The sequence below is a fragment of the Streptomyces sp. NPDC030798 genome (assembly GCF_055572275.1).
In genome coordinates, this window is the sequence record NZ_JBVIDR010000002.1 from 505,273 (window position 1) to 530,202 (window position 24,930).

Here is a 24,930-nt window from a genome sequence, read left to right on the forward strand (position 1 = left end):
CCCGCGCGGCGGAAGTCTGGAAGCCGAAACCAGACATCCGCTGCGGAGGGAGGCCCGTTTCCATGGGGGCCGCGAGAACAGAAGTGACCGGCGGGCGGCGGGCGCTGCCCTGGCTGGTGCTGGGCCTGTGGGTGGTGCTGCTCGCCGTGGCGGCGCCGTTCGCCGCCAAGCTCGGCGACGTCCAGCACGACCGCGCCACCGACTACCTGCCCGCCTCCGCCGACTCCACCCGGGTCGCCGAGCTCCAGCAGCGCCTCCCGGGCGGCGAGAGCACCGAACTGGTCCTCGTCTACCACCGCGCCGGCGGCCTCACCGCCGCCGACCGGGCCACGGCGGCCGGGCAGGTGGCGGCCGTCGCCCGTCGGCACACCCTGACCGGACCCACCCCGCAGGGCATCCCGTCCGCCGACGGCACCACCCTGATGTACCCGGTCACCAGCAACGAGCCCGGCACCGACGAGCACCGCCGCGACGCCTTCGTCACCGACGTCCGCCGGCTCGCCCACGACCGGGACGGCCTCACCGTCCGGGTCGGCGGCCCCGCCGCCCTCGCCACCGACGCCGCCGGCATCTACTCCTCCCTCGGCGGCCCCCTGCTCTACACCACGGTCACCGTCGTCGCGATCCTGCTCGTCCTCATCTACCGCAGCCCCCTGCTGTGGCTGGTCCCGCTCGTCGTCGCCGGCGTCGCCGACTTCCTCGCCCGGGCCGCCGCCTACGGCCTCCACCAGGTCTTCGGCACCACCGTCACCGGCCAGAGCTCCGGCATCATGACGATCCTCGTCTTCGGCGCCGGCACCGACTACGCCCTGCTCCTCGTCTCCCGCCACCGCGAGGAACTGCGGCGCCACGAGCGGCCGTACGACGCGATGCGGGCCGCCCTGCGCGGCTGCGGGCCCGCCGTGCTCGCCTCCTCCGGCACGGTCGCCGCCGGACTGCTGTGCCTGCTCGCCGCCGACCTCAACTCCAGCCGGGGCATGGGCCCGCTCGGCACGGTCGGCGTGCTGTGCGCGCTCGTCGCGATGCTGACCCTGCTGCCCGCCGTCCTGGTCCTGCTGGGCCGCCGGGTGTTCTGGCCGCTCGTACCCGCCCAGGGCAGCACGCCCAGGGCCCGCCGGTCCCTGTTCGCCGCGATGGGCTCCTCGGCCGGACGCCGTCCGCTGACCGTCCTCGCCTGCGGAGCCGCCGTGCTCGGCGCCCTCGCGCTGGGCGCGCTCAACCTGCCCGGGCCGATCCGGCAGCTCGACGGCTTCGTCGACCCGCCCGAGTCCGTGACCGCCCTGCGGACCGCGGCCCGCGCCTACCCGGAGCGGTCCGCCCAGCCCATCGAGATCCTCACCCCGGCCGGCCGCGCCGACGCCACCCTGGCGACGGTCAGGGGCACCGGGGGAGTGGTGGACGCGCGCGCGGGCCGTACCGGCCACGGCTGGACCGAGATCACCGTGACCGCGTCCGCCGCGCCCGAGTCGGCCGCCGAGACCGCCACCATCAAGGCGCTCCGGCACCGGCTGCCCGGCTCCTGCGTCGGCGGGCCCAGCGCCCAACAGCTCGACCTGGCGGACACCAACGCACGGGACCGGCTGGTCGTCGTACCGATCGTGCTGCTCTCCGTCCTGCTCGTCCTGGTCGCCCTGCTGCGCTCCCTGGTCGCCCCGCTGATGCTGGTGGCCGCCGTGGTCGCCGTGTGGGGAGCCGCGCTCGGCATCGGCGGACTCGTCTTCGGGCCGCTGTTCGGCTTCCACGGCACCGACCCGGGCCTCGGCCTGCTGTCCTTCGTGTTCCTGGTCGCCCTCGGCGTCGACTACGGCATCTTCCTGATGCACCGGATGCGCGAGGAGTCCCTGCACGGCGCCGAGCCCGCCGAGGCCGCGCTGACCGCCCTGCGCACCACCGGCGGGGTCATCGCCTCCGCCGGACTCGTCCTGGCCGCCACCTTCGCGGTGCTGACCGACATGGGGCTGGTGCCGCTGGTCGAGCTGGGTCTCGTCATCTCCGTCGGCGTCCTGCTCGACACCTTCCTGGTCCGCACCTACCTCGTGACCAGCGCGAGCGTGGCACTGGGGCGCAGGGTGTGGTGGCCGGGCCGGCAGGCCCGGGCGCCCCGGCGGGAGCGACCCGAGCGGCAGACCCAGCCGGCGTGACGCGCGCGGGCGCCCCGCCTTCACCCGGGGCGCCCGCCTACCGGAGGATGAACCCCGTGCAGGCACCCACCACAGCCGCCCGGCCCCGTACCGGCGAGCGGATCATGGCCGCGATCAACCGCGACCCGCGCACCGCACCGCACGCCGTGCGCAACGACACCCTGCTGGCCCTGACCGCCGCCGCGCTCGCCGTGACCCTCGCCCTGCTCACCGACCCGGGCCGCCGCCCGGACGCCACCGGCTGGGCCCTGCTGCTCGCCGCCCACGCGCCCCTCGTGCAGCGCCGCCGCCATCCGCTGCTCACCCTGGCGGCCGTGGTCGCGCTGGTCCTGCCGTACCACGTCCTCGACAACAACCACACCGCCCCGACCCCGGTCACCTGCGTCGCCCTCTACACGGTCGCCGTCACCGGGCGGCCGCTGCGCACCCTCGCGACCGGCACCGCCGTGCTCGGGATCTCGGTGGGCGTGCTGCTGACTGTGAACCCCGTGCAGGGCGTCGAACTGCTGCGGATCTCCGGCTGGATCATCGCCGTGCTCTTCTGCGGCGTCGACGTGCGCTACTACCGCCAGTACGTCGCCGCCATCGTCGAACGCGCCGAGCGCGCCGAACGCACCCGTGAGGAGGAGGCCCGCCGCCGGGTCGCCGAGGAGCGCCTGCGCATCGCCCGCGACCTGCACGACCTCCTCGCGCACAGCATCACCCTGATCGGCGTGCAGACCTCCGTCGCCGCCCACGTCCTGGCCGCCGACCCCGACCGCCTGGACCGCGCGGCCGTCGCCCGGGCCCTCGACGACATCGCCGAGACCTGCCGCAGCGCGCGCGGCGAACTGCGGACCACCCTGGAGGTGCTGCGCGAGCACGGCGGACCCGAGGCACGCGGTCCGGTGCCCGGCCTGCACGGCCTGCCCGACCTCGCCGAGACGGCCCGCGCGGCCGGCGCCGAGGTCGAGCTGGCGGTGGCCGCCGACACGGTGCCGCCCTCGGTGGGCGCGGCCGCCTACCGGATCGTGCAGGAGGCCCTCACCAACGCCGTCCGGCACGGCGGCAGCCCCGCCCCGAGCGTCCGGGTACGGGTGTACGACGACGAGGGCTCCCTGCGCGTCACCGTCACCGACGACGGCGCGGGCTCCCCCGCAGGCACGCCCGGCTTCGGCCTGGTCGGCATGCGCGAGCGGGCCCGCAGCGTCGGCGGCACGGTGGACGCCGGGCCCCGCGAGGACGCGACCGGGTTCCGGGTGAGTGCCGTACTGCCGCTGGGAGGCAAGGGATGAGCCCGATCAGGGTGCTGCTCGCCGACGACCAGACCCTCGTGCGGGCCGCGTTCGCGATGCTCGTGGAGTCCGCGCCCGACATGGCCGTGGTCGGCCAGGCCGCCACCGGCCGCGAGGCCGTCGACCTCGCCCGCGCCGAACGCGCCGACCTGGTGCTGATGGACATCCGCATGCCCGACCTCGACGGCATCGAGGCCACCCGGCTCATCGCCGCCGACGAGGACCTGGCCGGGGTGAAGGTGCTCGTCCTGACCACCTACGACACCGACGAGCACATCGTCGACGCGCTGCGGGCCGGTGCCTCCGGGTTCCTGGTCAAGGACACCCGCCCGGCCGACCTCCTCGACGCGGTGCGCACGGTCGCCGCCGGCGAGGCGCTGCTCTCCCCGGGGCCCACGGCACGGCTCATCGAACGGTTCCTGCGCAGCCCCGCCGTCCCGGTCCCCGCGGGCGGTCCCGAATGCCTGTCGGAACGCGAGCGCGAGGTGCTCACGCTGGTCGCCCGGGGCCTGAACAACACCGAGATCGCCGAGACGCTGGGCCTCAGCCCGCTCACCGCGAAGACCCACGTGAGCCGCATCATGGGCAAACTCGGCGCCCGCGACCGGGCCCAACTGGTCATCGTGGCGTACGAGTCCGGGCTGGTGCGGCCGGGCGGCACCGGGTGACGACCGCGCGGGGTGTCGGACAGGCGCTAGAGCAGCCCGGCCGCCGTCAGGAACTTGCCCACCTTCGCCACCTCGTCGCCCGACAGGGGGACCTGCGGTTCGGCGGTCACCGGGCAGTCGATGACGCCCCGCAGGTGCAGGGCCGCCTTGAACGCGCCCAGCGCCGACGAGCCGGCGCCCATCCGGGCCGGGTCACCGGCGCGGACCATCCCGAACAGCGCGCACAACCGCTCCTGTTCGGCCCGCGCACCGTCCTGGTCACCCGCCCGGCTCAGCCGGTACAGCCGGACGTAGCCGTGCGGGTCGACGTTGGCCAGCCCGGGCACCGCGCCGTCGGCACCCATGTCCAGCGCGGCGTCGACGAGCAGCTCGGAGCCGGTCAGCACGCTGAAGCCGGCGTGGGCACGGGAGCCGGTGACGATCTCCCGGAAGGCGGCCAGATCCCCGCTGGAGTCCTTCACCCCCGCCAGCACCCCGTCGGCGGCCAGGCCCAGCACCAGCTCGGCGGGCAGCTTGGTGTGCACCGCCATCGGGATGTCGTAGGCGATCACCGGGACCGGGCTCGCGGCGGCGGTCCTGCGGTAGTGGTGGACGATCTCGGAGGGGTGGGTGCGGGCGTAGAACGGCGCGGTGACGACCACGGCCCCGGCGCCGGCGGCGGTCACCTCCTCGACGTGGTCCAGGACGCGCGGGGTGGTCATGTCGATGGCACCGGCGAGGACGGGGAGCTGCCCGCCGACATGGCCCACGACCGCCTCCACGACCTGCCGGCGCTGCCGGTCCGTCAGGTAGGCCGCCTCCGACGTCGACCCGAGCAGGAACAGCCCGTGCACCCCGGCCTCCACCAGATGGCCGACCAGCCTCAGCAGCGAGGGCACGTCCACCTCGCGCTCCGGGGTCAGCGGCGTGCAGACGGGCGGGACGACACCGGTGAGCGGTGCGGGGAACGTCATGCGGGGCTCCTGGCGGCTCGGGTCTCGGCGCGGCCGCCTCTCGGCTCGGCGGCCCTCTTCCACCGATGGTGGCAGTGGTCACCGTGACCCGGGTGCGACGCGGCCGTGCCGCCTGCGGTCGGGACAGACTCCGGCCGAGTGTAGACACGCTGGGCCACCAGAGGCATGCGAAGCGTGAAATTGCCGCGGGCAGGGGAGCGACCGGACGTGGACGCGATGAAACTGCCGGTCGGCTCCTGTGCCGTCGACACCGGTACCGGCCGCCTCGGCATCGTCATGGGGCACGTGGGGCCGTACGTACAGCTGCGACCGTACGGCGGCGGGCGGGAGTGGGACGCCCGGCCGGAGAACGTCCGCCGGGCCACCCAGGCGGAGCGGCTGAGCGCGGCGACGGCCCACGCGAACGCGCGCAGCCGCGGCGAGGTCCCTTGAAGAGCCGCCCCCGGCCCCCAGCACCCCACCGGACGGGCAGAATGGATGCATGACCCCGTCCCGCGCCCCCGTATCCCCACCCCCGTCGGGGGCCGCGACGAGTCTTTTCCGGGACGACGGCATCGTCCTGCGCACCCGGAAGCTGGGCGAGGCGGACCGCATCGTGCTGTGCTCTCCCGGGGGGCGACCCCCGTGCGCCCGGCCGTATGACCGTCGGGGGGCGTGATGAGTCTTTTCCGGGACGACGGCATCGTCCTGCGCACCCAGAAGCTGGGCGAAGCGGACCGCATCATCACCCTCCTCACGCGCGGGCACGGGCGGGTGCGGGCCGTGGCTCGGGGAGTGCGGCGGACCAAGTCGAAGTTCGGGGCGCGGCTGGAGCCCTTCTCGCACGTGGACGTGCAGTTCTTCGCACGCGGCAGTGAACTGGTCGGGCGCGGCCTGCCGCTGTGCACGCAGAGCGAGACCATCGCCCCGTACGGCGGCGGCATCGTGACCGACTACGCCCGCTACACCGCCGGCACGGCCATGCTGGAGACCGCCGAGCGGTTCACCGACCACGAGGGCGAGCCCGCCGTGCAGCAGTATCTGCTGCTGGTCGGCGCGCTGCGGACGCTCGCCCGGGGCGAGCACGCGCCGCACCTCGTCCTCGACGCGTTCCTGCTGCGCTCCCTCGCCGTCAACGGCTACGCCCCCAGCTTCGGCGACTGCGCCAAGTGCGGCATGCCCGGCCCCAACCGCTTCTTCTCGGTCGCCTCCGGCGGCTCCGTCTGCGCCGACTGCCGGGTGCCCGGCAGCGTCGTACCCTCGCCGCAGACCCTGGTACTGCTCGGCGCGCTGCTTACGGGAGACTGGGAGACGGCGGACGCGTGCGAGGCGCGGTACGTCCGGGAGGGCAGCGGACTGGTGTCCGCCTACCTGCACTGGCATCTGGAGCGCGGGCTGCGCTCGCTCCGCTACGTCGAGAAGTGACAGCCACGTCGTACAGCGACACCCCGAGGCAGAGGGAGACGAGAAGCTCATGGTCGTACGCGGGATCCTGGGTCGCCAGCGCCGCGAGTACAAGGCGCCGGAGCCGCACCCGTCCGGCGCCCGCCCGCCGAAGCTCCCTGGGGAGCTGGTCCCCGAGCACGTCGCGATCGTCATGGACGGCAACGGCCGCTGGGCCAAGGAGCGGGGGCTGCCCCGCACCGAGGGGCACAAGGTCGGTGCCGAGCGCGTGCTGGACGTGCTGCAGGGCTCGATCGAGATCGGCGTCCGCAACATCTCCCTGTACGCCTTCTCCACCGAAAACTGGAAGCGCTCGCCCGACGAGGTCCGCTTCCTGATGAACTTCAACCGCGACTTCATCCGCAAGACCCGCGACCAGCTCGACGCCCTCGGGATCCGTGTGCGCTGGGTGGGCCGCATGCCCCGCCTGTGGAAGTCGGTCGCCAAGGAGCTGCAGGTCGCCCAGGAGCAGACCAAGGGCAACGACCTGCTCACCCTGTACTTCTGCATGAACTACGGCGGTCGCGCGGAACTCGCCGACGCCGCCAAGGCGTTGGCCGAGGACGTGAAGGCCGGCCGGCTGGACCCGGCCAAGGTCACCGAGAAGACGATCCAGAAGTACCTGTACTACCCGGACATGCCGGACGTCGATCTGTTCCTGCGCCCGAGCGGCGAGCAGCGCACCTCCAACTACCTGCTCTGGCAGAGCGCCTACGCCGAGATGGTCTTCCAGGACGTCCTCTGGCCCGACTTCGACCGCCGCGACCTGTGGCGCGCCTGCCTCGAGTTCGCCTCCCGCGACCGCCGCTTCGGCGGGGCCATTCCCAACGAGCAACTGCTGGGAAATGAGGTGCCCCAGAGGGAAGAGTGACAATTCGGCGCTCGACTTCTTTCGCTTTCCTGCGCACCGCTGTTGTTAATTGATCGAAGCGATCCCTGTCTCTCGATGCCTTGTTGACCCGGTCATATGCGGATACGATGAGCCTCTCAATGCTGGCCTGTCATACATGGCACGGGGGGCGGGGTCGGTGCGCGAAGCAGACATCGGCATGGACGTGAGCAGTTTTCTGTCCTTGGTCGAGGGTTTGTTCGACAAACCCGAGGTCTTGTTCCGAGAACTCTTACAGAACTCGCTCGAGGCCACGTTCCAGGCGGTGCGGCTGGGCGCGGATCCCCAGCCCATCCACATCACCACCGCCCAGGCCCTGGAGATTCCCGGGGAAGGGGAATACGGCACCCTCACCATCGCCGACGGCGGCATCGGAATGACCGACGGCGAACTGGAGAGGAACCTCTGCAACGTCTTCTTCAGCGGCTGGCCCAAGACGGCCGGTGACACCCTGGGCATCGGCAAGTTCGGCTTCGGCTTCTACACGGTGTTCCTCGCCGCCACCAGCGTCACGGTCACCTCGCGGTCCCTGCGCGCGGTCCCCGGTGGTGGCGCCACCCGCTGGACCCTGGACCGGCGGCGACGCACCGCCGTCATCGAGTCCGTCCCGCAGTGGCCGAAGGCCCACGGCACCGAGGTCGAGCTGCGGATCGACCCGGAGTCCGAACACCTCCTCACCACCGACGGAATCGTCGAATACCTGCGGGACTCCTATCTCTATGCGCCCTACCCCGTCTTCGTCGACGGAGTGCCTCTCGGAATTCCCCGGGCGGAGGGGTGGCGCGATGCGGTGTCCACCCGGGGCGGCGGAATCGGCGAACTGCTGCAGAAAAGATTCGGCTGGAGTGAGCCACCGCTTCACGTGCGCACGGTGGACGTCGCCGGCGAAGGCGTACTCGCCGTCATTCCCGAAGGCGTGCCGGCGCCGCCCGTCGACGTCTACCGACGCGGCATCAAAGTCACCTCCGAGGAACTCCTCCCGTATCCGCTCAACTATTTCCTGTGCGGGCTGGTCAACGTGGACGGGATCGAGCTGAAGCCGGACCGGGCCGCGCTGCGCCAGGACGAGAACTACGCACAACTGAGGCAGAGTCTCTTCGACGGGGCCAAGGACCTTCTCACGGCACTGGCCGAACGCCGCGGGGGCGTCCTGGACCGGATATTCGACGTGCACGGCGAGCATCTGGCCCGCGTCCTGTCCAAGAGCCGGGACCTGCGCCGGGTGCTCGGACCGAGGCTGCCGCTCCCGCTGTTCTTCCCGGTCGCCGACCACCGCCACACCTCCGTGGCGGAGATCCTGGAGCGCGGGGACGGGCGCGTCCTTCGCTGGGCCCACGACCGGGGCGCCGACCGGCTGTTCGCCGACCGGGCCCGGCACCTCGGATCGCCTCCCGTGCTCCTCGACGACCCGCGGCTGCGCGAACTGGTCGGCTCGGTCTGCGACGACGCAGGGCTGACCCTGCGCCATGTCGTCGCCGACTTCATCGCGCAGGCCCACGACAGCGCCGACCACCACAGCCCCCTGCACGGGCTCTTCGAGTCCGTCGTGGACGACGGCTGGTCGGTGCTGTGCGCGGACGACGCCGACGCCAGGGTGCCCGTGCGCCTGCTCACCGTCGGCGGACCCGAGCGCAGCGGCCCCGATTCCCTGCTGGGTCTCCTGTCGGACCTCGACCCGGACTGGTGGCTGCTGGACCACGACTTCGAGAGCCTGCTCGGTGCCCTCGGCGGCGAGTCACCGAAGGACGCGTCCCGGACGCGGAACGGGGGCGAAGCGGACGGAGGCCGCTGGGCCGTGGTCAACACACGCAACGGCACCGTCCGGAACCTGCGCGCGGCCCTCGAGGCCGGACAGCCGCTCGGCGCACTGCGACGGCACGCGCGCATCATGGTCGCCCTGGCCCAGTTCATGGCCGAGACCAGCATCAGCGCCGAGCGGTTCGACCTGCTCAACAAGGAAGTGCTGGGCGTCCTGCACGACAGCCTCGGAGCAGCCGGGCCGGCCGGCCGACACCACGACAGCACGGCGGACACGGACGAAACGGGGGGCGGATCGCGGTGACGGACACCCAGGACACGGCGACACGCGGCGACGGCAAGATCTCCATCGGCGCGGTGTCGACCATCCTCGACCTGCTGGTACGCGACCTGTACGGAAGCGACCCCTTCCTCACCATCCGGGAGCTGATCCAGAACGCGCACGACGCGCTGATGGAGCTCCCCGACTCGATCGGCCGCGAGCACCCCATCCGCGTCAACGTGGACGGCGCCTCCCCGACCGAGCCGTACGTCGAGGTCATCGACCACGGCATCGGCATGTCCGAGGAGGACATCCGCACCAAGCTCTGCATCGTCGGCAGCAGCGCGAAGCTGCAGTCGCGGAACCCGAGCCTGATCGGCAAGTACGGCATCGGCTTCCTGTCGGCGTTCATCGTCGCCGACCGGGTGGAGGTCGTCACCCGCCGCCTGGACGGGAACAAGACGCTGCGCTGGGAGACCCGGGACAAGGAGAGCTGGCGTATCGAGGAACTGCCGGGCCACGAGTTCGCCCACGGCACCCGCGTGCGCCTGTACTTCCGCGACGCCTACTCCCGCGAGTACGCGGACCGCATCGACAGCCTCCGCGACGACGAGGGCCTCGCGGAGATCATCCGGCAGCACTGCTACCTCATCCCGGTGCCGATCCAGGTCGCGCAGAGCGGCGTGGCCGGAAACGCCCGCCAGGTGAATGCCCAGAACGTCCCTTGGCACAGCGACAGGGAGGCCCGCAGTGCCTTCCGGTCCATGTTCGGGCAGCGCAACGAACCGCTCTTCATCCACCGCTTCGACGTGACGGACGAGCGCAGCGGACACACCGCCTCCGGCGTCCTCTACTTCCGCGACGAGATCTCCATCTCGCTCGCCGCCTCACTCCATGTGAAGAAGATGCTGGTCGACCGGGAGGTCAACCGGCTCATCCCGTCCTACGCGCCGTTCGTCCAGGCGATCGTCGAGTGCCCCGACCTGCCGTACGACCTGGCCCGGCGCACCGTCAAGGATTTCGACCCGGTGTACCTGTGGGTGCGCTCGGTGGTGGCCAAGGAGTTCGAGAAGGCCTTCGTCGACTTCGCCAAGCGCCGGCCCGACGACTTCTACGGGCTGTGGCCCAACATCGACAACACGGTGATCGGCCGGCTCATCCAGGCGATCCTCTTCGGTGATCCGGGCGCGTCGACCAGCGAGCACGACGCGGCCGAGTCCTTCCTGCTCGAAGCCTCCCGCTACATCCCGTTCTACGTGGTCAACGACCGGATCGGCGCCCAGGGTCAGCCGGTGTGGCGCGCCATCGACGAGATGATCAGCGGCAGCCGTTCGCCGGAGGGCGAGAAGGCGTACGTCTACTACTCGGACAGCGCCAACCCCATCGAGAAGGAGATGCTGCTCTCGACGTATCCCGAGATCATCGACGTCAGCCGGGCCGAGAAGAAGTCGCACCAGGCCATGCTGATGCAGATGCAGCTCTACAACGACTCGTTCCCGGACTTCCAGCTCCGCAAGGTGAACGCCAGCCGGTTCGAGGCGCTGCCCCTGGCGGAGGGGGTGGTGTGGGCCGATCTCGCACAGAGCATCACCTCCGGCATCCAGTTCACCGCGCGGCAGCACGAGGTGCGCGTGGAGCGGTTCGAGCCGGCGTCGACCGCCATCGCCATCACCGACTCGCACGTGGACCCCGAACACCTGGAGAACATCAAGAGCCAGCTGAGCACCTTGCGCGACGCGACCGGCTCGGAGGTGATCGTCGACCAACTGCTGCGGACCGTCGAGGGCATGGAGCAGAAGGGCGGCGTGCTCACCATCCACGTCAACGCCAACAACCCGCTGATGCGGCTCCTGACGGAGTCCCCCCACAAGTCGATCGCCTCACTCGGCGCGATGGCCGTGTGCTGGCGTGCCGTCCTGGACTACTACGGGTGGAACAGCACCCGTTCCATGATCAGTACGGAGAAGCGGTTCACGGGCCAGCTCATCGAGGGGCTGCTGAAGACCACCGAGGACGCCGCGAAGTACCGGGAGGTCAGCAAGCAGTTGTCCGTGGAAGTACGCGATCTCAGAACCCGCATCGCCGAGTCGGACGCGACGGGCGAGCAACTGGAGCTGGACGCGTTCGTCGGGGTCCTCGACATGCAGGGCTCGACGGCGGGCGTCATCGGGAACGCGGCGAGCGGCCCCATGCAGGCGGTGCGCTACCTCAGGCTCCTGCTGGCAGACCTCAAGGAGTTCATCGAGTCCGTGGCCCAGGTCATCGGCTACACCGGCGACGGGCTGCAGTTCTACATCCCGAACGACTCAGCCGGCCACCGCAATGTGCACAACGCCCTCACCACCGGGCTGGCGGACCGGGTCCGCTCCTTCCCGGAACGGGTCGAGGAAGCCGGGGCCATCGTCGCGGAGACGCGCTTCTCCGAGCCGGTGCTGCGCGTGGCCCTGGCCTACGGAAGGATCTACGTCGGACCCATCGTCTCCGCCGTCGACCTCATGGGCCTGCCCGCGGTCGAGGCCACCCGGCTGTGCGCGGACGAGAGGCTGTACACCGAGGCGGGCTCCCGCCTGCTGATCACCAAGAACGCCTACGACGAGGGCACCCACGCCGGCCTGTGGAACGCCTCCGACTTCGGCATCTGCCGGCAGGTGACGCTCAACGGCCTGGCGACGCCGGTCCAGGTGTACCGCCCGGCGACCTCATGACGGCGGACCCGCACCAGCGGCATCTGCTCTACGTGGAGGCCCTGCTGAAGGAGACCAGGGAGGAGATCAACCGGGCCGACACCAAGGCGGGCATCCTGCTCAGCGCCGCCGGAGTGATCGGGAGCGTGCTGCTGACCGGGGCGCTGGCGGGCCAGTGGTCGCCCGGGCGGCTGACCGCCACGGCCGAGACGGTGTGGTGGTGCGCGGCGGTCGCCGGCGCGTACGGCGTCCTGATGATGGCCCTGGCCGTCATGCCCGGCTCCGGGCGTCCGCATCTGCTCGGGAGGCCCGCACCACCGCCCGACGGCCCCGGCCCGGTGCACTTCTACGCGGACATGGCCGCACTGGCCGACATCACCGCACTCCGCGAGGCCACGGCCCGGGACGCCCAGGACGCCCTGACGCGGCATCTGGCCCAGCTGTGGACGGTCAGCCGGCTCGTGCAGCGCAAATACCGCCGCATCAGAACGGGGATACTCGCCCTGGGCGCCGCGCTCGCGGGCTTCGCCCTGGCCCTGGCACTCCAGGTGGCCCTGAGATGACGTCAGGGGTGCCGCTGGGCAACGTCGGCCGGTGACGTCGGGGAGCGCGTGGGCGGGCTACTGCCGGGCGCACTCCGCGCAGGTGCCGAAGATCTCCACCGTGTGGGCCACGTTCACGTAGCCGTGTTCCGCCGCGATCGCCTCCGCCCATTTCTCCACCGCCGGCCCCTCGACCTCGACGGCCTTGCCGCAGCTGCGGCAGACGAGGTGGTGGTGGTGCTCGCCGCTGGAGCAGCGGCGGTAGACGGACTCGCCGTCGGCGGTGCGCAGGACGTCGACCTCGCCGGCGTCGGCGAGGGACTGCAGGGTGCGGTAGACGGTGGTGAGCCCGACCGAGTCGCCCTTGTGCTTGAGCATGTCGTGCAGTTCCTGCGCGCTGCGGAACTCCTCGACCTCGTCCAGGGCCGCCGCCACGGCTGCACGCTGCCGGGTGGCGCGGCCCTTCACGGGCGGTCCAGCGGTCGTCACCGTTGTCTCCTCACCTCTCGCGTCTGCCCGGGCCATTGTGCCAGCCCGGGCTGTCGGCGGTCAGGCGCCGATCTCGTCCCCCGCGGCTCTGGTGGCCGGGATCGCGCACTCCACCGGGTCTCCCGCGGGGTGCGCCGCGGCCGCCGCGCGGGCGCGCCGCCGGGCCAGTGGGGCGGCCAGCGCGGTGAGCGCCACGAACGCGGCGATGGTCAGCAGGACGATCGTCGCGCCGGGCGGAACGTCCTGGTAGAAGGACGTGATCGTGCCGCTGATCGCCACGGTGACCCCGAGGGCGACGGCGATCGCGAAGGTCGCGGCGAAGCTGCGGGTGAGCTGCTGCGCGGCGGCGACCGGTACGACCATGAGCGCGGAGACCAGGATCAGGCCCACCACCCGCATGGCGACGGTCACCGTGACGGCGGCGGTGACGGCCGTGAGCAGGTTCAGGGCCCGGACGGGCAGCCCGGTGACCCGCGCGAACTCCTCGTCCTGGCTGACCGCGAAGAGCTGGCGGCGCAGGCCCAGGGTGACGACGACCACGAACGCCGCCAGCACCACGATCGCGGTCACGTCCGACGGGGACACCGTGGACAGCGAGCCGAACAGGTACGACGTCAGGTTGGCGTTGGAGCCGCCCGGCGCGAGGTTCACGAACATCACGCCGCCGGCCATGCCGCCGTAGAAGAGCATCGCGAGGGCGATGTCGCCGCGCGTCCTGCCGTACCAGCGGATCAGCTCCATCAGGATGGAGCCGAGCACGGAGACGGCCGTGGCCATCCACACCGGCGAGGCGTGCAGCAGGAAGCCGAGGCCGACGCCGGTCATGGCGACGTGCCCGATGCCGTCGCCCATCAGGGGCTGGCGGCGCTGCACGAGGTAGATGCCGATGGCGGGCGCGGTGATGCCGACCAGGACGGCCGCGAGCAGCGCCCGCTGCATGAAGGCGTAGTTCAGGAAGTCCATCGGCTCAGCAGTCCCGTACGGATCGGATCGGCACCCGCGGAGGTGTGCGGGTGGACGTGGTCGTGGCCCGGCAGGGCGTGCTGGCCCAGGGCCTTCGGGGGCGGGCCGTCGTGCAGGACGCAGCCGTCGCGCAGGACGACCGCCCGGTCGATCAGCGGCTCCAGCGGGCCCAGCTCGTGCAGCACGAGCAGAACCGTCGTACCGGCCGCGACCTGCTCCTCGAGCGTGTGCGCGAGCACCTCCTGGCTGGCCAGGTCGACGCCCGCCATCGGCTCGTCCATGATCAGCAACTCCGGCTCGGCGACCAGCGCGCGGGCGATCAGCACCCGCTGGTGCTGGCCGCCGGACAGCGCGGTCACCGAGTCCCCCGCGCGGTCCGCCATGCCGACCAGCTCCAGGGCCCGGCGCACGGCCTCCCGGTCGGACCTGCGGAACAGGCCGAAGCGGGTGCGGGAGAGCCGGCCCGAGGAGACGATCTCGGTCACGGTGGCGGGCACCCCGCCGGCGGCCGTGGTGCGCTGCGGCACGTACCCCACGCGCGCCCAGTCCCGGAAGGACCGGCGCGGGGTGCCGAACAGCTCGACGGTCCCGGCGCTGACCGGCACCTGGCCGATGACGGTGCGCACGGCCGTCGACTTGCCGGAGCCGTTCGCGCCGAGCAGCGCGACGACCTCACCGCGGTGCACGGTCAGGTCGATGCCGCGCAGGACGGGGCGCGAGCCGAGCTCCGCCCTCACCCCGCGCATCGCTACGACGGGCTCGCCCATGATCTCCTCCTCGCCGCCGGTCACTTGGCGCCCAGAGCCCGCTCGAGCGCCTTGAGGTTGGCCTCCTGGACGGAGAAGTAGTCCCTGCCGCGGGACTTGGCCGTGATGCCCTCGATCGGGTCGAGGACGTCGGTCTGCAGGTCCGCGTCGCCCGCGATGGTCTTCGCGGTCTTGTCGCTGACCAGCGTCTCGTAGAAGACGGTGCGGACCCCGTCGGCCCTGGCCATCGTCTCCAGCTCCTTCACGCGCGCGGCGCTGGGTTCCGACTCGGGGTCGAGGCCGTTGACGGCCTCCTCGGTGAGGCCGTAGCGCTCGGCGAGGTAGCCGAAGGCGGCGTGGGTGGTGATGAAGACCTTGGTCCTGGTGCGGGCCAGCCCGTTCCTGAACCGGGCGTCCAGCTCCCGCAACTGCTTCACCAGGGCGGTGGTGTTCTTCTCGTAGTCGGCCGCGTGCTCGGGGTCGGCCTTCTCGAAGGCCTTGCCGACGCCCTCGGCGACCTGGGCGTAGCGCACGGGGTCGAGCCAGATGTGCGGGTCCTTGCCGCCGGACTCCTCGCCGTGGGAGGTGTCATGGGCGGCCGCGTGGCCGCCCACCTCGTTGCCGTGCTCCTCCAGCGTGGTCAGGGAGGCGGCGTCGATCTTCGTCTTCACCGGGGACTGGGCCACCGCGTCGTCGACGGAGGGCTGGAGGTCCTTCAGGTACAGGACCGCGTCGGAGTCCTGAAGCAGGGCGATCTGCCGGGGGCTGATCTCCAGGTCGTGCGGCTCCTGGCCGGGGGAGGTCAGACTGGTGACGTGGACGTGGCTGCCGCCGATCCGCTCGGCGAGGAAGGTCATCGGATAGAAGGAGGCGACGACGTCGAACTTGCCGGTGTCGCCCGCCACGGCGTCGGTGGAGCAGGCGGAGAGGGTGCCCAGCCCGAGGGCGGTGACCGTGGTCACCGCGACGGGTATGAGGCGTCGTCGTACGTTCATGACAGTCATTTTCAACAAATATGGAAACCGTTGTCAACAACGGCTGTGAGGGCGCCCGGAGCGGGGGCCGATTTGGTCGTGGGGGAGCCTGCGCCGGTAACCTGAGTCATTCGCTGGAAGCATCTCGCTTCAACGCCCGTCGTCGTAATGAAGAGAGCACCGTGGCCGCCGACAAGATCGACACCATCGTCAGCCTGAGCAAGCGCCGTGGCTTCGTTTTCCCGTGCAGTGAGATCTACGGCGGACAGCGTGCCGCCTGGGACTACGGACCGCTGGGTGTCGAGCTCAAGGAGAACATCAAGCGCCAGTGGTGGCGCTACATGGTGACGTCGCGCGAGGACGTGGTCGGTATCGACTCGTCCGTCATCCTGGCCTCCGAGGTCTGGGTCGCCTCCGGCCACGTCGCCACCTTCACGGACCCGCTGACCGAGTGCACCTCGTGTCACAAGCGGTTCCGCGCCGACCACCTCGAGGAGGCGTACGAGGAGAAGAAGGGCCACGCCCCGGCGAACGGCCTGGCCGACATCAACTGCCCCAACTGCGGCAACAAGGGCCAGTTCACCGAGCCCAAGCAGTTCTCCGGCCTGCTCTCCACGCACCTCGGCCCCACCCAGGACTCCGGCTCCGTCGCCTACCTGCGCCCCGAGACCGCCCAGGGCATCTTCACCAACTTCGCCCAGGTGCAGACCACCTCGCGCCGCAAGCCGCCGTTCGGCATCGCCCAGATGGGCAAGTCGTTCCGCAACGAGATCACGCCGGGCAACTTCATCTTCCGCACCCGCGAGTTCGAGCAGATGGAGATGGAGTTCTTCGTCAAGCCGGGCGAGGACGAGAAGTGGCACGAGTACTGGATGGAGCAGCGCTGGAACTGGTACACGGGCCTCGGCCTGCGCACTGAGAACATGCGCTGGTACGAGCACCCGAAGGAGAAGCTCTCCCACTACTCCAAGCGCACCGCCGACATCGAGTACCGCTTCCAGTTCGGCGGCAGCGAGTGGGGCGAGCTCGAGGGTGTCGCCAACCGCACCGACTACGACCTCGGCGCCCACTCCAAGGCCTCCGGCCAGGACCTCTCCTACTTCGACCAGGAGGCCGGGGAGCGCTGGACGCCGTACGTCATCGAGCCCGCGGCCGGTGTCGGCCGCACCATGCTGGCCTTCCTCCTCGACGCCTACGTCGAGGACGAGGCGCCCAACGCCAAGGGCAAGATGGAGAAGCGGACCGTGCTGCGCCTGGACCACCGCCTGGCGCCCGTCAAGGTCGCGGTCCTGCCCCTGTCCCGCAACCCGGAGCTGTCCCCGAAGGCCAAGGGCCTCGCCCAGGCCCTCCGCCAGCACTGGAACATCGAATTCGACGACGCCGGCGCCATCGGCCGCCGCTACCGCCGCCAGGACGAGATCGGTACGCCGTACTGCGTGACCGTCGACTTCGACACCCTGGACGACAACGCGGTGACGGTCCGCGAGCGCGACTCGATGAAGCAGGAGCGGGTCTCCCTGGACCAGATCGAGGGCTACCTGGCGAGCCGCCTGCTGGGCTGCTGAGGCCCGCGGCGCTCCGCCTGAACTCCTGATCCGCGCCCACCCCCGTCCGACTCGATCGGACGGGGGTGGGCGCTTTTCGTCTGTCCCGCGCGTCCTCGCCGCGGTCACCGGCACGGCCGAAGAACCGACGGACCGGGTGACAACTATGGAGTGACAGATATTGAAATCTGTCATCCGTCATGCCAGAGTGGAGGCATGACGATGCACACACGCACTCTCGGAACCACCGGCCCCCAGGTCTCCGCCCTCGGCCTCGGCTGCATGGGCATGTCCGGCATGTACGGCGAGGCCGACCGCGCCGAGTCGATCGCGACGATCCACGCGGCCCTGGAAGCCGGCGTGACCCTGCTGGACACGGGCGACTTCTACGGCATGGGCCACAACGAGCTGCTGATCGGCGAGGCCCTGCGCACCGCCCCGCCGGCCCTCCGCGACAACGCGCAGGTCAGCGTCAAGTTCGGTGCCCTGCGCGACCCGGACGGCGGCTGGTCCGGCTTCGACGGCCGCCCCGCCGCAGTGAAGAACTTCGCCGCCTACTCGCTCCAGCGCCTCGGTGTCGACCACATCGACGTCTACCGCCCCTCCCGCCTCGACCCGGACGTGCCGATCGAGGAGACGGTCGGCGCCGTCGCGGAGCTGGTCGAGAAGGGCTGGGTCCGGCACATCGGCCTCAGCGAGGTCGGCGCCGACACCATCCGCCGGGCCGCCGCCACCGCCCCGATCGCCGACCTCCAGATCGAGTACGCCCTCATCTCCCGCGGCATCGAGCAGGAGATCCTGCCGACCCTCCGGGAGCTGGGCATAGCGGTCACCGCCTACGGCGTGCTCTCGCGCGGCCTGATCTCCGGCCACTTCAGGCCCGAGCAGCAGTTCGCCTCGAACGACTTCCGCGCCCACTCGCCCCGCTTCCAGGGCGACAACTACCGGCACAACCTCACCCTCGTCGAGTCCCTGCGGAAGATCGCCGAGCAGAAGGGCGTCACGGTCGCACAGATCGCCATCGCCTGGGTGCTCGGACGCGGCGAGGACATCGTGCCGCTCGTCGGCGCACGCACCCGCGAGCGACTGACCGAGTCGCTGGGCGCGCTGGACGTCACCCTGGACGAGGCCGACCTCGCCGCCATCGAGAGCGCGGTCCCGGCGGACGCGGCGGCCGGGGAGCGCTACGCCCCCGCCCAGATGGCCATGCTCGACAGCGAACGATGAATCCCGCTCCAGGTACGGTCTAGGGCATGGCACCGACCACCGAGACACTGACCGCCGAGCGCATCCTCGAAGCCACCGAGGAGGTGCTGCGCCGGCACGGCCCGGCCAAGGCCACCGTGGTCGACGTCGCCCGCGCGCTCGGCGTCAGCCACGGCAGCGTCTACCGGCACTTCCGCACCAAGGCGGCGCTGCGCGAGGCGGTGACCAAGCGCTGGCTGGACCGTACGTCGGACCGTCTCGCCGGCATCGCCGCCGGGGAGGGGGACCCGGAGTCCCGCCTGCGGGAGTGGCTGACCGCCCTCTTCGACGCCAAGCGGCACAAGGCGGGTGACGACCCCGAGCTGTTCGCCACGTACTCGGTCCTGGCCGACGAGAGCGGCGGGGCGGTCGGCGAGCACATCACCGACCTCACCGGACAACTGGCCCGGATCATCGCCGCCGGCCAGGACTCGGGCACCTTCACCACCCCCGACCCGGCCTCGGCCGCCCGAGCCGTCTTCCAGGCCACCGGCCGCTTCCACGACCCCTGCTACGCCCGCGAGTGGCAGCGTCCCGACATAGAGACGGAGTTGGAGGCGGTGGTGGACCTGCTGGTACGCGGGCTGCGGGCCGCCGACGGCCGGGCCTGAGCCCTGGTCGGGCCTGCGCCTTGCGGGGGCCCGTCACCGCCGGCCGGCATCGGTCGCCGGAGTCAGGCGGTGACCCGCCAGAAGTCGCGCATCAGCGGCGTCGAGGCCGGGCCGGTCATGCCGACCTGGGTGAGGAGGATCGTCACCGTGCCGGTGGCCGGGACGACGTGGGCCGTGGTGCCGGTGCCGCCCACCCAGCCGTAGCGGCCGGGGACGTTCCAGGGCTGGTCGGGGACGACGTCGACCTGGCCGCCGTAGCCCCAGCCCTGGCCCTCCAGGAAGAGTTGGCCGATCTCCCGCTGGCGGGCGGTGAGGTGATTGGTCGTCATGCGGCTCACCGAGGTGGGCGACAGCAGGCGGCGGCCGTTCACCTCGCCGGCGGCCAGCAGCATGCGGGCGAAGGCCAGGTAGTCGTCGGCCGTCGAGGCGAGGCCACCGCCGCCGGACGGGAAGGCGGGGACGCGGCTCCAGTCGCCGTCGGGGGTGTCCGCGAGTTCCAGGGTGCCGTCGGCGGCGGGCCGGTAGTACGAGGTGAACCGGTCCCGCTTCTCCGGCGGCACCTCGAACGCCGTGTCCTTCATGCCCAGGGGCTCGAAGACCCGCTCCGCCAGGAACTCCGGGAGCGTACGGCCCGACACCCGGGCGATCAGCACGCCCTGCAGATCGGAGCAGGTGTGGTACAGCCAGGCCTCGCCGGGCTGGTACAGCAGCGGGACCCGGGCCAGGTCGGCCGCCCAGGCGTCCGGCGGCGGGTAGGCATGCGGGGCGCGGCCGTCCTTCTGGACCTCGAACAGGGCCTGGACCGCGGGCAGGGAGAAGTCCGACGGGAAGCCCCAGCCCGCCCGTGAGCTGAGCAGATCCTCCACCGTGATCGGGCGGTCCGCCGGCACCAGGTCGTCCAGCGGGCCGGCCGGCGTGCGGACGGCCATCGGCTTCGCCAGTTCCGGCAGCCACGCCTCCACCGGGTCGTCCAGGCCGACGAGCCCGTCCTCCAGCAGCATCAGCACCGCCGCCGCCGTCACCGGCTTGGTCAGCGACGCGATCCGGAACACCGAGTCCCGTGCCATGGGGGACGAGCCGCCGGCGTCCGCGTGCCCGACGGCCACCACCTCGACGTCGTCCCCGCGGGCGAGCAGCCCCACCGCGCCGGGCACGGTGCCGTCGTCCACGTACCGGCTCAGGGTGTCGTGCAGTGCGGTCATGGTTCTCGGCCCTCCGGTCGGCTCGCGTCGGCGTACCCGTCGTACCCGTCGTACCCGTCGTACCCGTCGTACCCGTCGTACCCGTCGTACCTACGACTCCCGGCGCCGGACGAAGTCATCGGTGCTCAGCGTGCCGGCCGGCCAGGGGCCGCCGGGTCCACCGTCGCCTGGTGGGCCCCGGCGAGATGCTCCTGCGCCTTCAGCCAGGGCAGGAACTGGGCGCCCTGGCGCCAGCCGCAGGTCTCGCATCTGATCGTGCGCTGCACGCCCCTGCGCTGCACCCGGACCACATGCTCCCGGCCGTGCTGGTCCCAGCGGCTGACCTTGCTCGTGCTGCTGCCCTCCGGCATGACGCCTCCCCGCGTCCGGCACACCCCGCCCGCAAGGAGTGTGCAGCAGGAGCGGGGCCAGCGGCACCGGGCGCGGGGCGGATTGTGGATGTGCGTCAGCCGACCGTGCGGGGCAGGCGCAGGCTGAGCAGGCCGGTCAGCACGACCCCGGCCAGCTGGACCAGCAGCGTGATGACCAGGGCGTCCCGCATGCCCTGGTGCGGGACGAGGGTGAGGAAGAGGGTGCCGAGCGTCGCCACGCCGAGGGCGAGCGCGGACTGCTGGGTGGTGACCATCACACCGCTGCCGACGCCCGCCCGGGCCGACGGCACCTCGGACATCACGATCCGCAGCACGTTGGGCAGTTGCAGCGCCTGTCCGGCGCCGGCGACGGCCGCGCCCGGCAGCAGCGGACCGAGGCCCAGGTGCGGCCAGTCCCGCCACGCGGCGAGGACGATGAGCAGGACGCCCACGCCCTGCAGGACGGACCCGACGGCGACCACCCGGGTGCCGTAGCGGGCGATCAGGCGCGGCCCGGCGAGAGAGACGAACAGGAACGCCACGGCCATCGGCGCGAGCGCCAGCCCCGCCGGCACCGGACCCAGCCCGGCGCCCTGCTGCAGCGCCAGCGCGATGACGAACATGAACCCGCTGAAGCCCATCGAGAACGGCACCATCAGCACCAGCCCCCGCCGCAGCGACGCCAGCGCGAACAGGCTCGGCGGCACCAGCGGGGTGCGCCCCTGCCGGTCGGCCCGCCGCTCCACGGCGTAGAACGCGGCCGCGACGACCGGGAACGCGGCCAGCGACAGCCACGTCCACAGCGGCCAGCCCGCCGCCCGGCCCTCGGTGAGGGGTGCGAGCAGCGTCAGCAGCGAGGCGGCGAGCAGCACGGTGCCGGGACCGTCGACGGGCTCCGGGTGCTGCGAACGCGTCTCCGGCACGTACCGCACGGCCAGCACCAGGCCCAGCACGACGACCGGCACGTTGACCAGGAAGATCGCCCGCCAGCCGCTCCCGGCGATGTCGGCGGCGACCAGCACACCCCCGAGGATCTGGCCCGCGACCATGGACAGCCCGGCCGTGGCGCCGTACAGGCTCATCGCGCGGGCCCGGCGGCCGCCGCTGGTGGCGGCCTGGATGGTGGCCAGCACCTGCGGCAGCATCGCGGCGGCCGACGCCCCCTGCGCGACCCGCGCCGCGACGAGGCTCCAGGCGCCGGGCGCGAGCCCGCACGCCAGCGAGGTCAGTCCGAACGCGGCCATCCCGCCGAGGAACAGCCGCCGGCGCCCGAACAGGTCCCCGAGTCGCCCGCCGAGTACGAGCAGCACGGCGTAGGCGACCCCGTACCCGGCCACGACGAGCTCCAGCACTGCCTCGCCGGCGGCGAGATCGGCACCGATGGTCGGCAGGGCGACGTTGACGATGAAGAAGTCGACCAGCGGCAGCGCCGCGGCCAGCAGAACGGTGAACAACCCCGGCCCGCCGAGTGCGGGCGTTGTCCCCGGCGCTCGAACGGCCGGGGCGGTGACGGTTTCGGTCATGCACCCGAGCCTGCGCCCGTCCTCAGACTGGTACCAGAGTCTTCTGATCCTGGTAGAAGAAGTACCTGGCAACAGGATCCGCCGGGCGGCACCCTGGAGGCATGACGACGACGGCAGCCCGTACGACGGCCGAGCGGACCGCCACCGCTCAGCCCGCGCGGGGCTCGGAGATCCGGCGGCACGAGCTGGCCGCCTTCCTGCGCAGCCGGCGCGAGCGCATCCCACCCGAGCAGGTGGGCCTGCCGCGCGGGGCCCGGCGCCGCACACCCGGCCTGCGGCGGGAGGAGGTCGCCCAGCTCTCGGCGGTCGGCGTCACCTGGTACACCTGGCTCGAGCAGGCTCGCGACATCCAGGTGTCCGTGCAGGTCCTGGACGCCCTGGCACGCACCCTGATGCTGGACGCCAGCGAGCGCGCCCACCTCTTCCAGCTCGCCGGCGCGACCGACCCGACACCGGCCGCCGGCTGCTCGGGCGTGACCGACGCCCAGCGCGAACTGCTGCGCCGGCTGGAGCCGTTCCCGGCCTGCATCCAGAACAGCAGGTACGACATCCTCGCCTACAACCGCACCTACGGCCGCCTGCTCTGCGACCTGGACGCGATCCCGCCCGAGGACCGCAACTGCATGATCCTCGTGCACACCAACAGCGACTGGCGCGCGTCCATCGTCCACCTCGAGGAGAGCATGCGGCTGATGGCGGCCCGCCTGCGCGCCTCCATGGCCGGCCACCTCGGCGAGCCCGCCTGGAAGATGCTGATCAAGCGGCTGGAGTCCGAGTCCCCGGAGTTCCGCGAGAACTGGGAGCGCTACGAGGTGGTCGGCAACCGCTCCAAGACCAAGGAGTTCATCAACCGGTACGTCGGCCACCTCACACTGGTCCACACCGACCTGTGGCTCGGTCCGGAGCCGGGGGCGCGGATGGTGACGTACACGCCGAAGAACGAAGAGACACGGGAACGCCTGGAGAAGCTGTACGCACTGGCGACGGCCGACGGCTGAAGTCGTCCGGCCGCAGCGCCGGTCAGCCCGGGTCGGCGAGCCGCGCGAGGCCCTCCTCGGCCTGCTGGACCATCCACCGATTGTGGATGCGGACGCCGATCTCCAAGGTGCGCGCGTAGTGATCATGTGCCTGCGACACGTCGCCGGAGCGCTCCGCGCACTTGGCGACGTGTATCAGGCTCCAGCCCGCCAGGGTGTCGTCGGAGGAAGCAAGGCCGGCCCGCGCGGCGGCTGCGTAATGCTCCCGCTCCTGTGAGGTGTCTCCCTCGTCGCGTGCCAACTCGGCCATCAGGTGGCGGGTCCAGCCCGCGGGTGCGTAGTGCCGATGGGCGTCCGACACCGCCAGGGACCGCTCGAACAAGTCCTTGGCGGCCGCCACGTCACCGCGTTCGCGCCGGTACGCACCGAAGTTGTGCAGACTCCAGGCCTTCAGGAGCGTGTCCCGCGTCTCGTCGGCGAGGCGATCGGCCCGGGTGAAGAACCTCATCGCCATCTCGTGGTCTCCGGAGCGCCAGCGACAGGAGCCGATGCCGTCCCAGGCCCAGCCTTCCTTCCCTTTGACGCGGTGCTGCAGGGCGAGGTCGAGAGCCGACCAGTAGTGGTCCTCGGCCCGGTCGAGCGCGCCTCGTTCACGCTCTTCGGTCGCCTGCTCCAGCAGCCTGTCGATGTCGGCGGGCCCTGGGCCGGCCGCGGGGGTGGGCGGCGGTCCCGGTGGGCGAGTCCGCTGCGGTGGGACAACCGGCTCGGCCGACCGGTTCTCGAGCTGGGCGGCGGCCTCGGCGGAGACGCTGCGGCTGTCGTCGTCCATCAGGAGCCGGAGCTGCTCGGCCGCGAGACCGCGGACCGTCCCGTTGCCGGTGCGGTACAGATGGGCCAGCGACGTCACGGCGCCGAGCCGGTCCGGCACGAGCGGGCTGAGCAGCATGTTCCGGAGATGCTCGGGCAGCGCCCAGTGGACGTTGCGGGCGACGACGATGCGGCCCTGGACGTCGTCCTGCTTCTTGGGCCGCTGCTGCGGCATCTCGGCGACGACCTTCTCGTGGACGTAGGCATACAGCTCGTCGAGGGTGATGTCGCCGTCGCCGTCGAGGTCGGCGGTGCCGTCGCGCAGCCCCCGCACCAGATGGCGCGTGAACACCGACTGAGGGGCGCTGCCGTGCACCTGGTCGCCCTCGAAGGAGTACTGGGTGGCGTCGGAGGCGGTCAGCACGGTACGACCGCGCCCCTGGAACCGCTCCAGCGTGTGCACGTCGTCGTCGCCCTTGGCGAGACGGCCGGCCGGGAAGGCGCCGCTGTAGCAGCAGTCGAGGATCAGCACCTGCCGCCGCGACAGGCAGGCGCTCATCGCCTGGTCGATCCGCTCCGCGGACAGGGAGGTGAACATGAGGTTGGTGCGGCGCGTGTCCGCCGTGGCCAGGTGCAGCCGGCCCTCGTCGTCCTTGAGGCCGTGCCCGGTGAAGTACAGCAGGGTGAGGTCGTCGTGGCGGCTGTCGCGGAAGAACTCGCCCAGGGCCGCGCCGATGCGGTGGTGCGGTTCGTTGACGAGGGTGGTCACCTCGAAACCGGCGATGTCCGGGTCGCGCAGCACCTCGGCCAGTGCCCCGGCGTCGTGGGCGGGTGCGGTGAGCTGCCGCAGTCCCTCGTCCTCGTACGCGTACGTGGCGATCAGCAGGGCCAGCCGGCGTCCCATGT

Annotated in this window: 23 protein-coding genes; 13 read left to right on the forward strand and 10 right to left on the reverse strand. The window is 71.8% G+C overall.

The genetic code is table 11. From position 1 onward, the window contains the following. The first annotated feature begins 62 nt into the window (after positions 1 to 62). The 3 genes from ACZ404_RS06760 to ACZ404_RS06770 are packed head-to-tail and all read left to right on the forward strand — an operon-like array spanning position 63 to position 4,083. Complete coding sequence (locus tag ACZ404_RS06760) at positions 63 to 2,141, forward strand: MMPL family transporter (RefSeq protein WP_468436596.1); 2,079 nt, start codon at positions 63 to 65, stop codon at positions 2,139 to 2,141. A gap of 47 nt (positions 2,142 to 2,188) precedes the next feature. Next, a complete protein-coding gene (locus ACZ404_RS06765) occupies positions 2,189 to 3,415 on the forward strand; it encodes a sensor histidine kinase (RefSeq protein ID WP_468436598.1) in 1,227 nt (408 codons plus the stop codon). Further along, a complete protein-coding gene (locus tag ACZ404_RS06770) occupies positions 3,412 to 4,083 on the forward strand; it encodes a response regulator transcription factor (protein WP_468436600.1) in 672 nt (223 codons plus the stop codon). Before ACZ404_RS06765 ends, ACZ404_RS06770 begins: the two co-directional genes overlap by 4 nt. 26 nt (positions 4,084 to 4,109) lie before the next feature. Here ACZ404_RS06770 and ACZ404_RS06775 read toward each other — a convergent pair whose 3' ends face one another. Then, the gene (locus tag ACZ404_RS06775; RefSeq protein ID WP_468436602.1) at positions 4,110 to 5,036 is read right to left on the reverse strand and encodes a dihydrodipicolinate synthase family protein; all 927 of its coding nucleotides are present in this window, start codon (positions 5,034 to 5,036) and stop codon (positions 4,110 to 4,112) included. A 216-nt stretch (positions 5,037 to 5,252) separates the two neighbouring features. Between ACZ404_RS06775 and ACZ404_RS06780 the strand changes: the two genes are divergently transcribed. The 6 genes from ACZ404_RS06780 (at position 5,253) to ACZ404_RS06805 (ending at position 12,614) form a co-directional block, all read left to right on the forward strand. Continuing rightward, positions 5,253 to 5,468, forward strand: a complete 216-nt coding sequence (locus tag ACZ404_RS06780; protein ID WP_468437178.1) for a hypothetical protein — start codon at positions 5,253 to 5,255, stop codon at positions 5,466 to 5,468. A 225-nt stretch (positions 5,469 to 5,693) separates the two neighbouring features. Continuing rightward, on the forward strand, positions 5,694 to 6,440 hold the full coding sequence (gene recO, locus ACZ404_RS06785) for a DNA repair protein RecO (RefSeq protein ID WP_132783564.1): 747 nt from the start codon (positions 5,694 to 5,696) through the stop codon (positions 6,438 to 6,440). A 49-nt stretch (positions 6,441 to 6,489) separates the two neighbouring features. Further along, entirely contained in the window at positions 6,490 to 7,329 is an 840-nt protein-coding gene (locus ACZ404_RS06790) for an isoprenyl transferase (RefSeq protein WP_468436604.1), read from the forward strand. Positions 7,330 to 7,486: 157 nt separating this feature from the next. Next, positions 7,487 to 9,409 (forward strand): ATP-binding protein, encoded by a 1,923-nt coding sequence (locus ACZ404_RS06795; protein ID WP_468436606.1) that lies wholly within the window; start codon positions 7,487 to 7,489, stop codon positions 9,407 to 9,409. Then, a complete protein-coding gene (locus tag ACZ404_RS06800; RefSeq protein ID WP_468436608.1) occupies positions 9,406 to 12,072 on the forward strand; it encodes an ATP-binding protein in 2,667 nt (888 codons plus the stop codon). Before ACZ404_RS06795 ends, ACZ404_RS06800 begins: the two co-directional genes overlap by 4 nt. Then, positions 12,069 to 12,614 (forward strand): Pycsar system effector family protein, encoded by a 546-nt coding sequence (locus ACZ404_RS06805; RefSeq protein ID WP_468436610.1) that lies wholly within the window; start codon positions 12,069 to 12,071, stop codon positions 12,612 to 12,614. Before ACZ404_RS06800 ends, ACZ404_RS06805 begins: the two co-directional genes overlap by 4 nt. 57 nt (positions 12,615 to 12,671) lie before the next feature. Here the strand turns inward: ACZ404_RS06805 and ACZ404_RS06810 are convergent, their stop codons facing one another. Genes ACZ404_RS06810 through ACZ404_RS06825 form a run of 4 tightly spaced genes read right to left on the reverse strand, consistent with a single transcriptional unit; the run spans position 12,672 to position 15,786 of the window. Next, complete coding sequence (locus ACZ404_RS06810; RefSeq protein WP_468436612.1) at positions 12,672 to 13,082, reverse strand: Fur family transcriptional regulator; 411 nt, start codon at positions 13,080 to 13,082, stop codon at positions 12,672 to 12,674. 60 nt (positions 13,083 to 13,142) lie between these two features. Then, a complete protein-coding gene (locus tag ACZ404_RS06815; protein WP_468436614.1) occupies positions 13,143 to 14,045 on the reverse strand; it encodes a metal ABC transporter permease in 903 nt (300 codons plus the stop codon). Further along, positions 14,033 to 14,812: a metal ABC transporter ATP-binding protein gene (locus ACZ404_RS06820; protein ID WP_468436616.1), complete on the reverse strand. Its 780-nt coding sequence runs from the start codon at positions 14,810 to 14,812 to the stop codon at positions 14,033 to 14,035. The genes ACZ404_RS06815 and ACZ404_RS06820 overlap by 13 nt, the downstream gene beginning before the upstream one ends. 20 nt (positions 14,813 to 14,832) lie before the next feature. Further along, entirely contained in the window at positions 14,833 to 15,786 is a 954-nt protein-coding gene (locus ACZ404_RS06825; RefSeq protein ID WP_468436618.1) for a metal ABC transporter substrate-binding protein, read from the reverse strand. A 161-nt stretch (positions 15,787 to 15,947) separates the two neighbouring features. On the opposite strand from ACZ404_RS06825, the gene ACZ404_RS06830 reads away from it, so the two are divergent. The 3 genes from ACZ404_RS06830 to ACZ404_RS06840 all read left to right on the forward strand — a co-directional run bounded on the left by ACZ404_RS06830 (position 15,948) and on the right by ACZ404_RS06840 (position 19,165). Then, the gene (locus tag ACZ404_RS06830) at positions 15,948 to 17,330 is read left to right on the forward strand and encodes a glycine--tRNA ligase (protein WP_468436620.1); all 1,383 of its coding nucleotides are present in this window, start codon (positions 15,948 to 15,950) and stop codon (positions 17,328 to 17,330) included. Between the two features lie 195 nt (positions 17,331 to 17,525). Then, on the forward strand, positions 17,526 to 18,536 hold the full coding sequence (locus tag ACZ404_RS06835; RefSeq protein WP_468436622.1) for an aldo/keto reductase: 1,011 nt from the start codon (positions 17,526 to 17,528) through the stop codon (positions 18,534 to 18,536). A gap of 26 nt (positions 18,537 to 18,562) precedes the next feature. Next, the gene (locus tag ACZ404_RS06840) at positions 18,563 to 19,165 is read left to right on the forward strand and encodes a TetR/AcrR family transcriptional regulator (RefSeq protein WP_468436624.1); all 603 of its coding nucleotides are present in this window, start codon (positions 18,563 to 18,565) and stop codon (positions 19,163 to 19,165) included. Positions 19,166 to 19,227: 62 nt separating this feature from the next. On the opposite strand, the gene ACZ404_RS06845 is transcribed toward ACZ404_RS06840, so the two are convergent. The 4 genes from ACZ404_RS06845 to ACZ404_RS06860 form a co-directional block, all read right to left on the reverse strand. Continuing rightward, positions 19,228 to 20,367, reverse strand: coding sequence for a serine hydrolase domain-containing protein (locus tag ACZ404_RS06845; RefSeq protein ID WP_468436626.1), 1,140 nt, complete (start codon positions 20,365 to 20,367; stop codon positions 19,228 to 19,230). Next, the gene (locus ACZ404_RS06850) at positions 20,364 to 20,486 is read right to left on the reverse strand and encodes a hypothetical protein (RefSeq protein ID WP_468436628.1); all 123 of its coding nucleotides are present in this window, start codon (positions 20,484 to 20,486) and stop codon (positions 20,364 to 20,366) included. Before ACZ404_RS06850 ends, ACZ404_RS06845 begins: the two co-directional genes overlap by 4 nt. Before the next feature lie 6 nt (positions 20,487 to 20,492). After that, positions 20,493 to 20,717, reverse strand: coding sequence for a hypothetical protein (locus ACZ404_RS06855; RefSeq protein WP_468436630.1), 225 nt, complete (start codon positions 20,715 to 20,717; stop codon positions 20,493 to 20,495). Positions 20,718 to 20,812: 95 nt separating this feature from the next. Then, positions 20,813 to 22,240, reverse strand: coding sequence for an MFS transporter (locus ACZ404_RS06860; protein ID WP_468436632.1), 1,428 nt, complete (start codon positions 22,238 to 22,240; stop codon positions 20,813 to 20,815). Between the two features lie 101 nt (positions 22,241 to 22,341). On the opposite strand from ACZ404_RS06860, the gene ACZ404_RS06865 reads away from it, so the two are divergent. Further along, entirely contained in the window at positions 22,342 to 23,238 is an 897-nt protein-coding gene (locus ACZ404_RS06865; protein ID WP_468436634.1) for a helix-turn-helix transcriptional regulator, read from the forward strand. 22 nt (positions 23,239 to 23,260) lie between these two features. On the opposite strand, the gene ACZ404_RS06870 is transcribed toward ACZ404_RS06865, so the two are convergent. After that, a complete protein-coding gene (locus ACZ404_RS06870; RefSeq protein WP_468436636.1) occupies positions 23,261 to 24,928 on the reverse strand; it encodes a caspase, EACC1-associated type in 1,668 nt (555 codons plus the stop codon). Positions 24,929 to 24,930 lie beyond the last annotated feature (2 nt).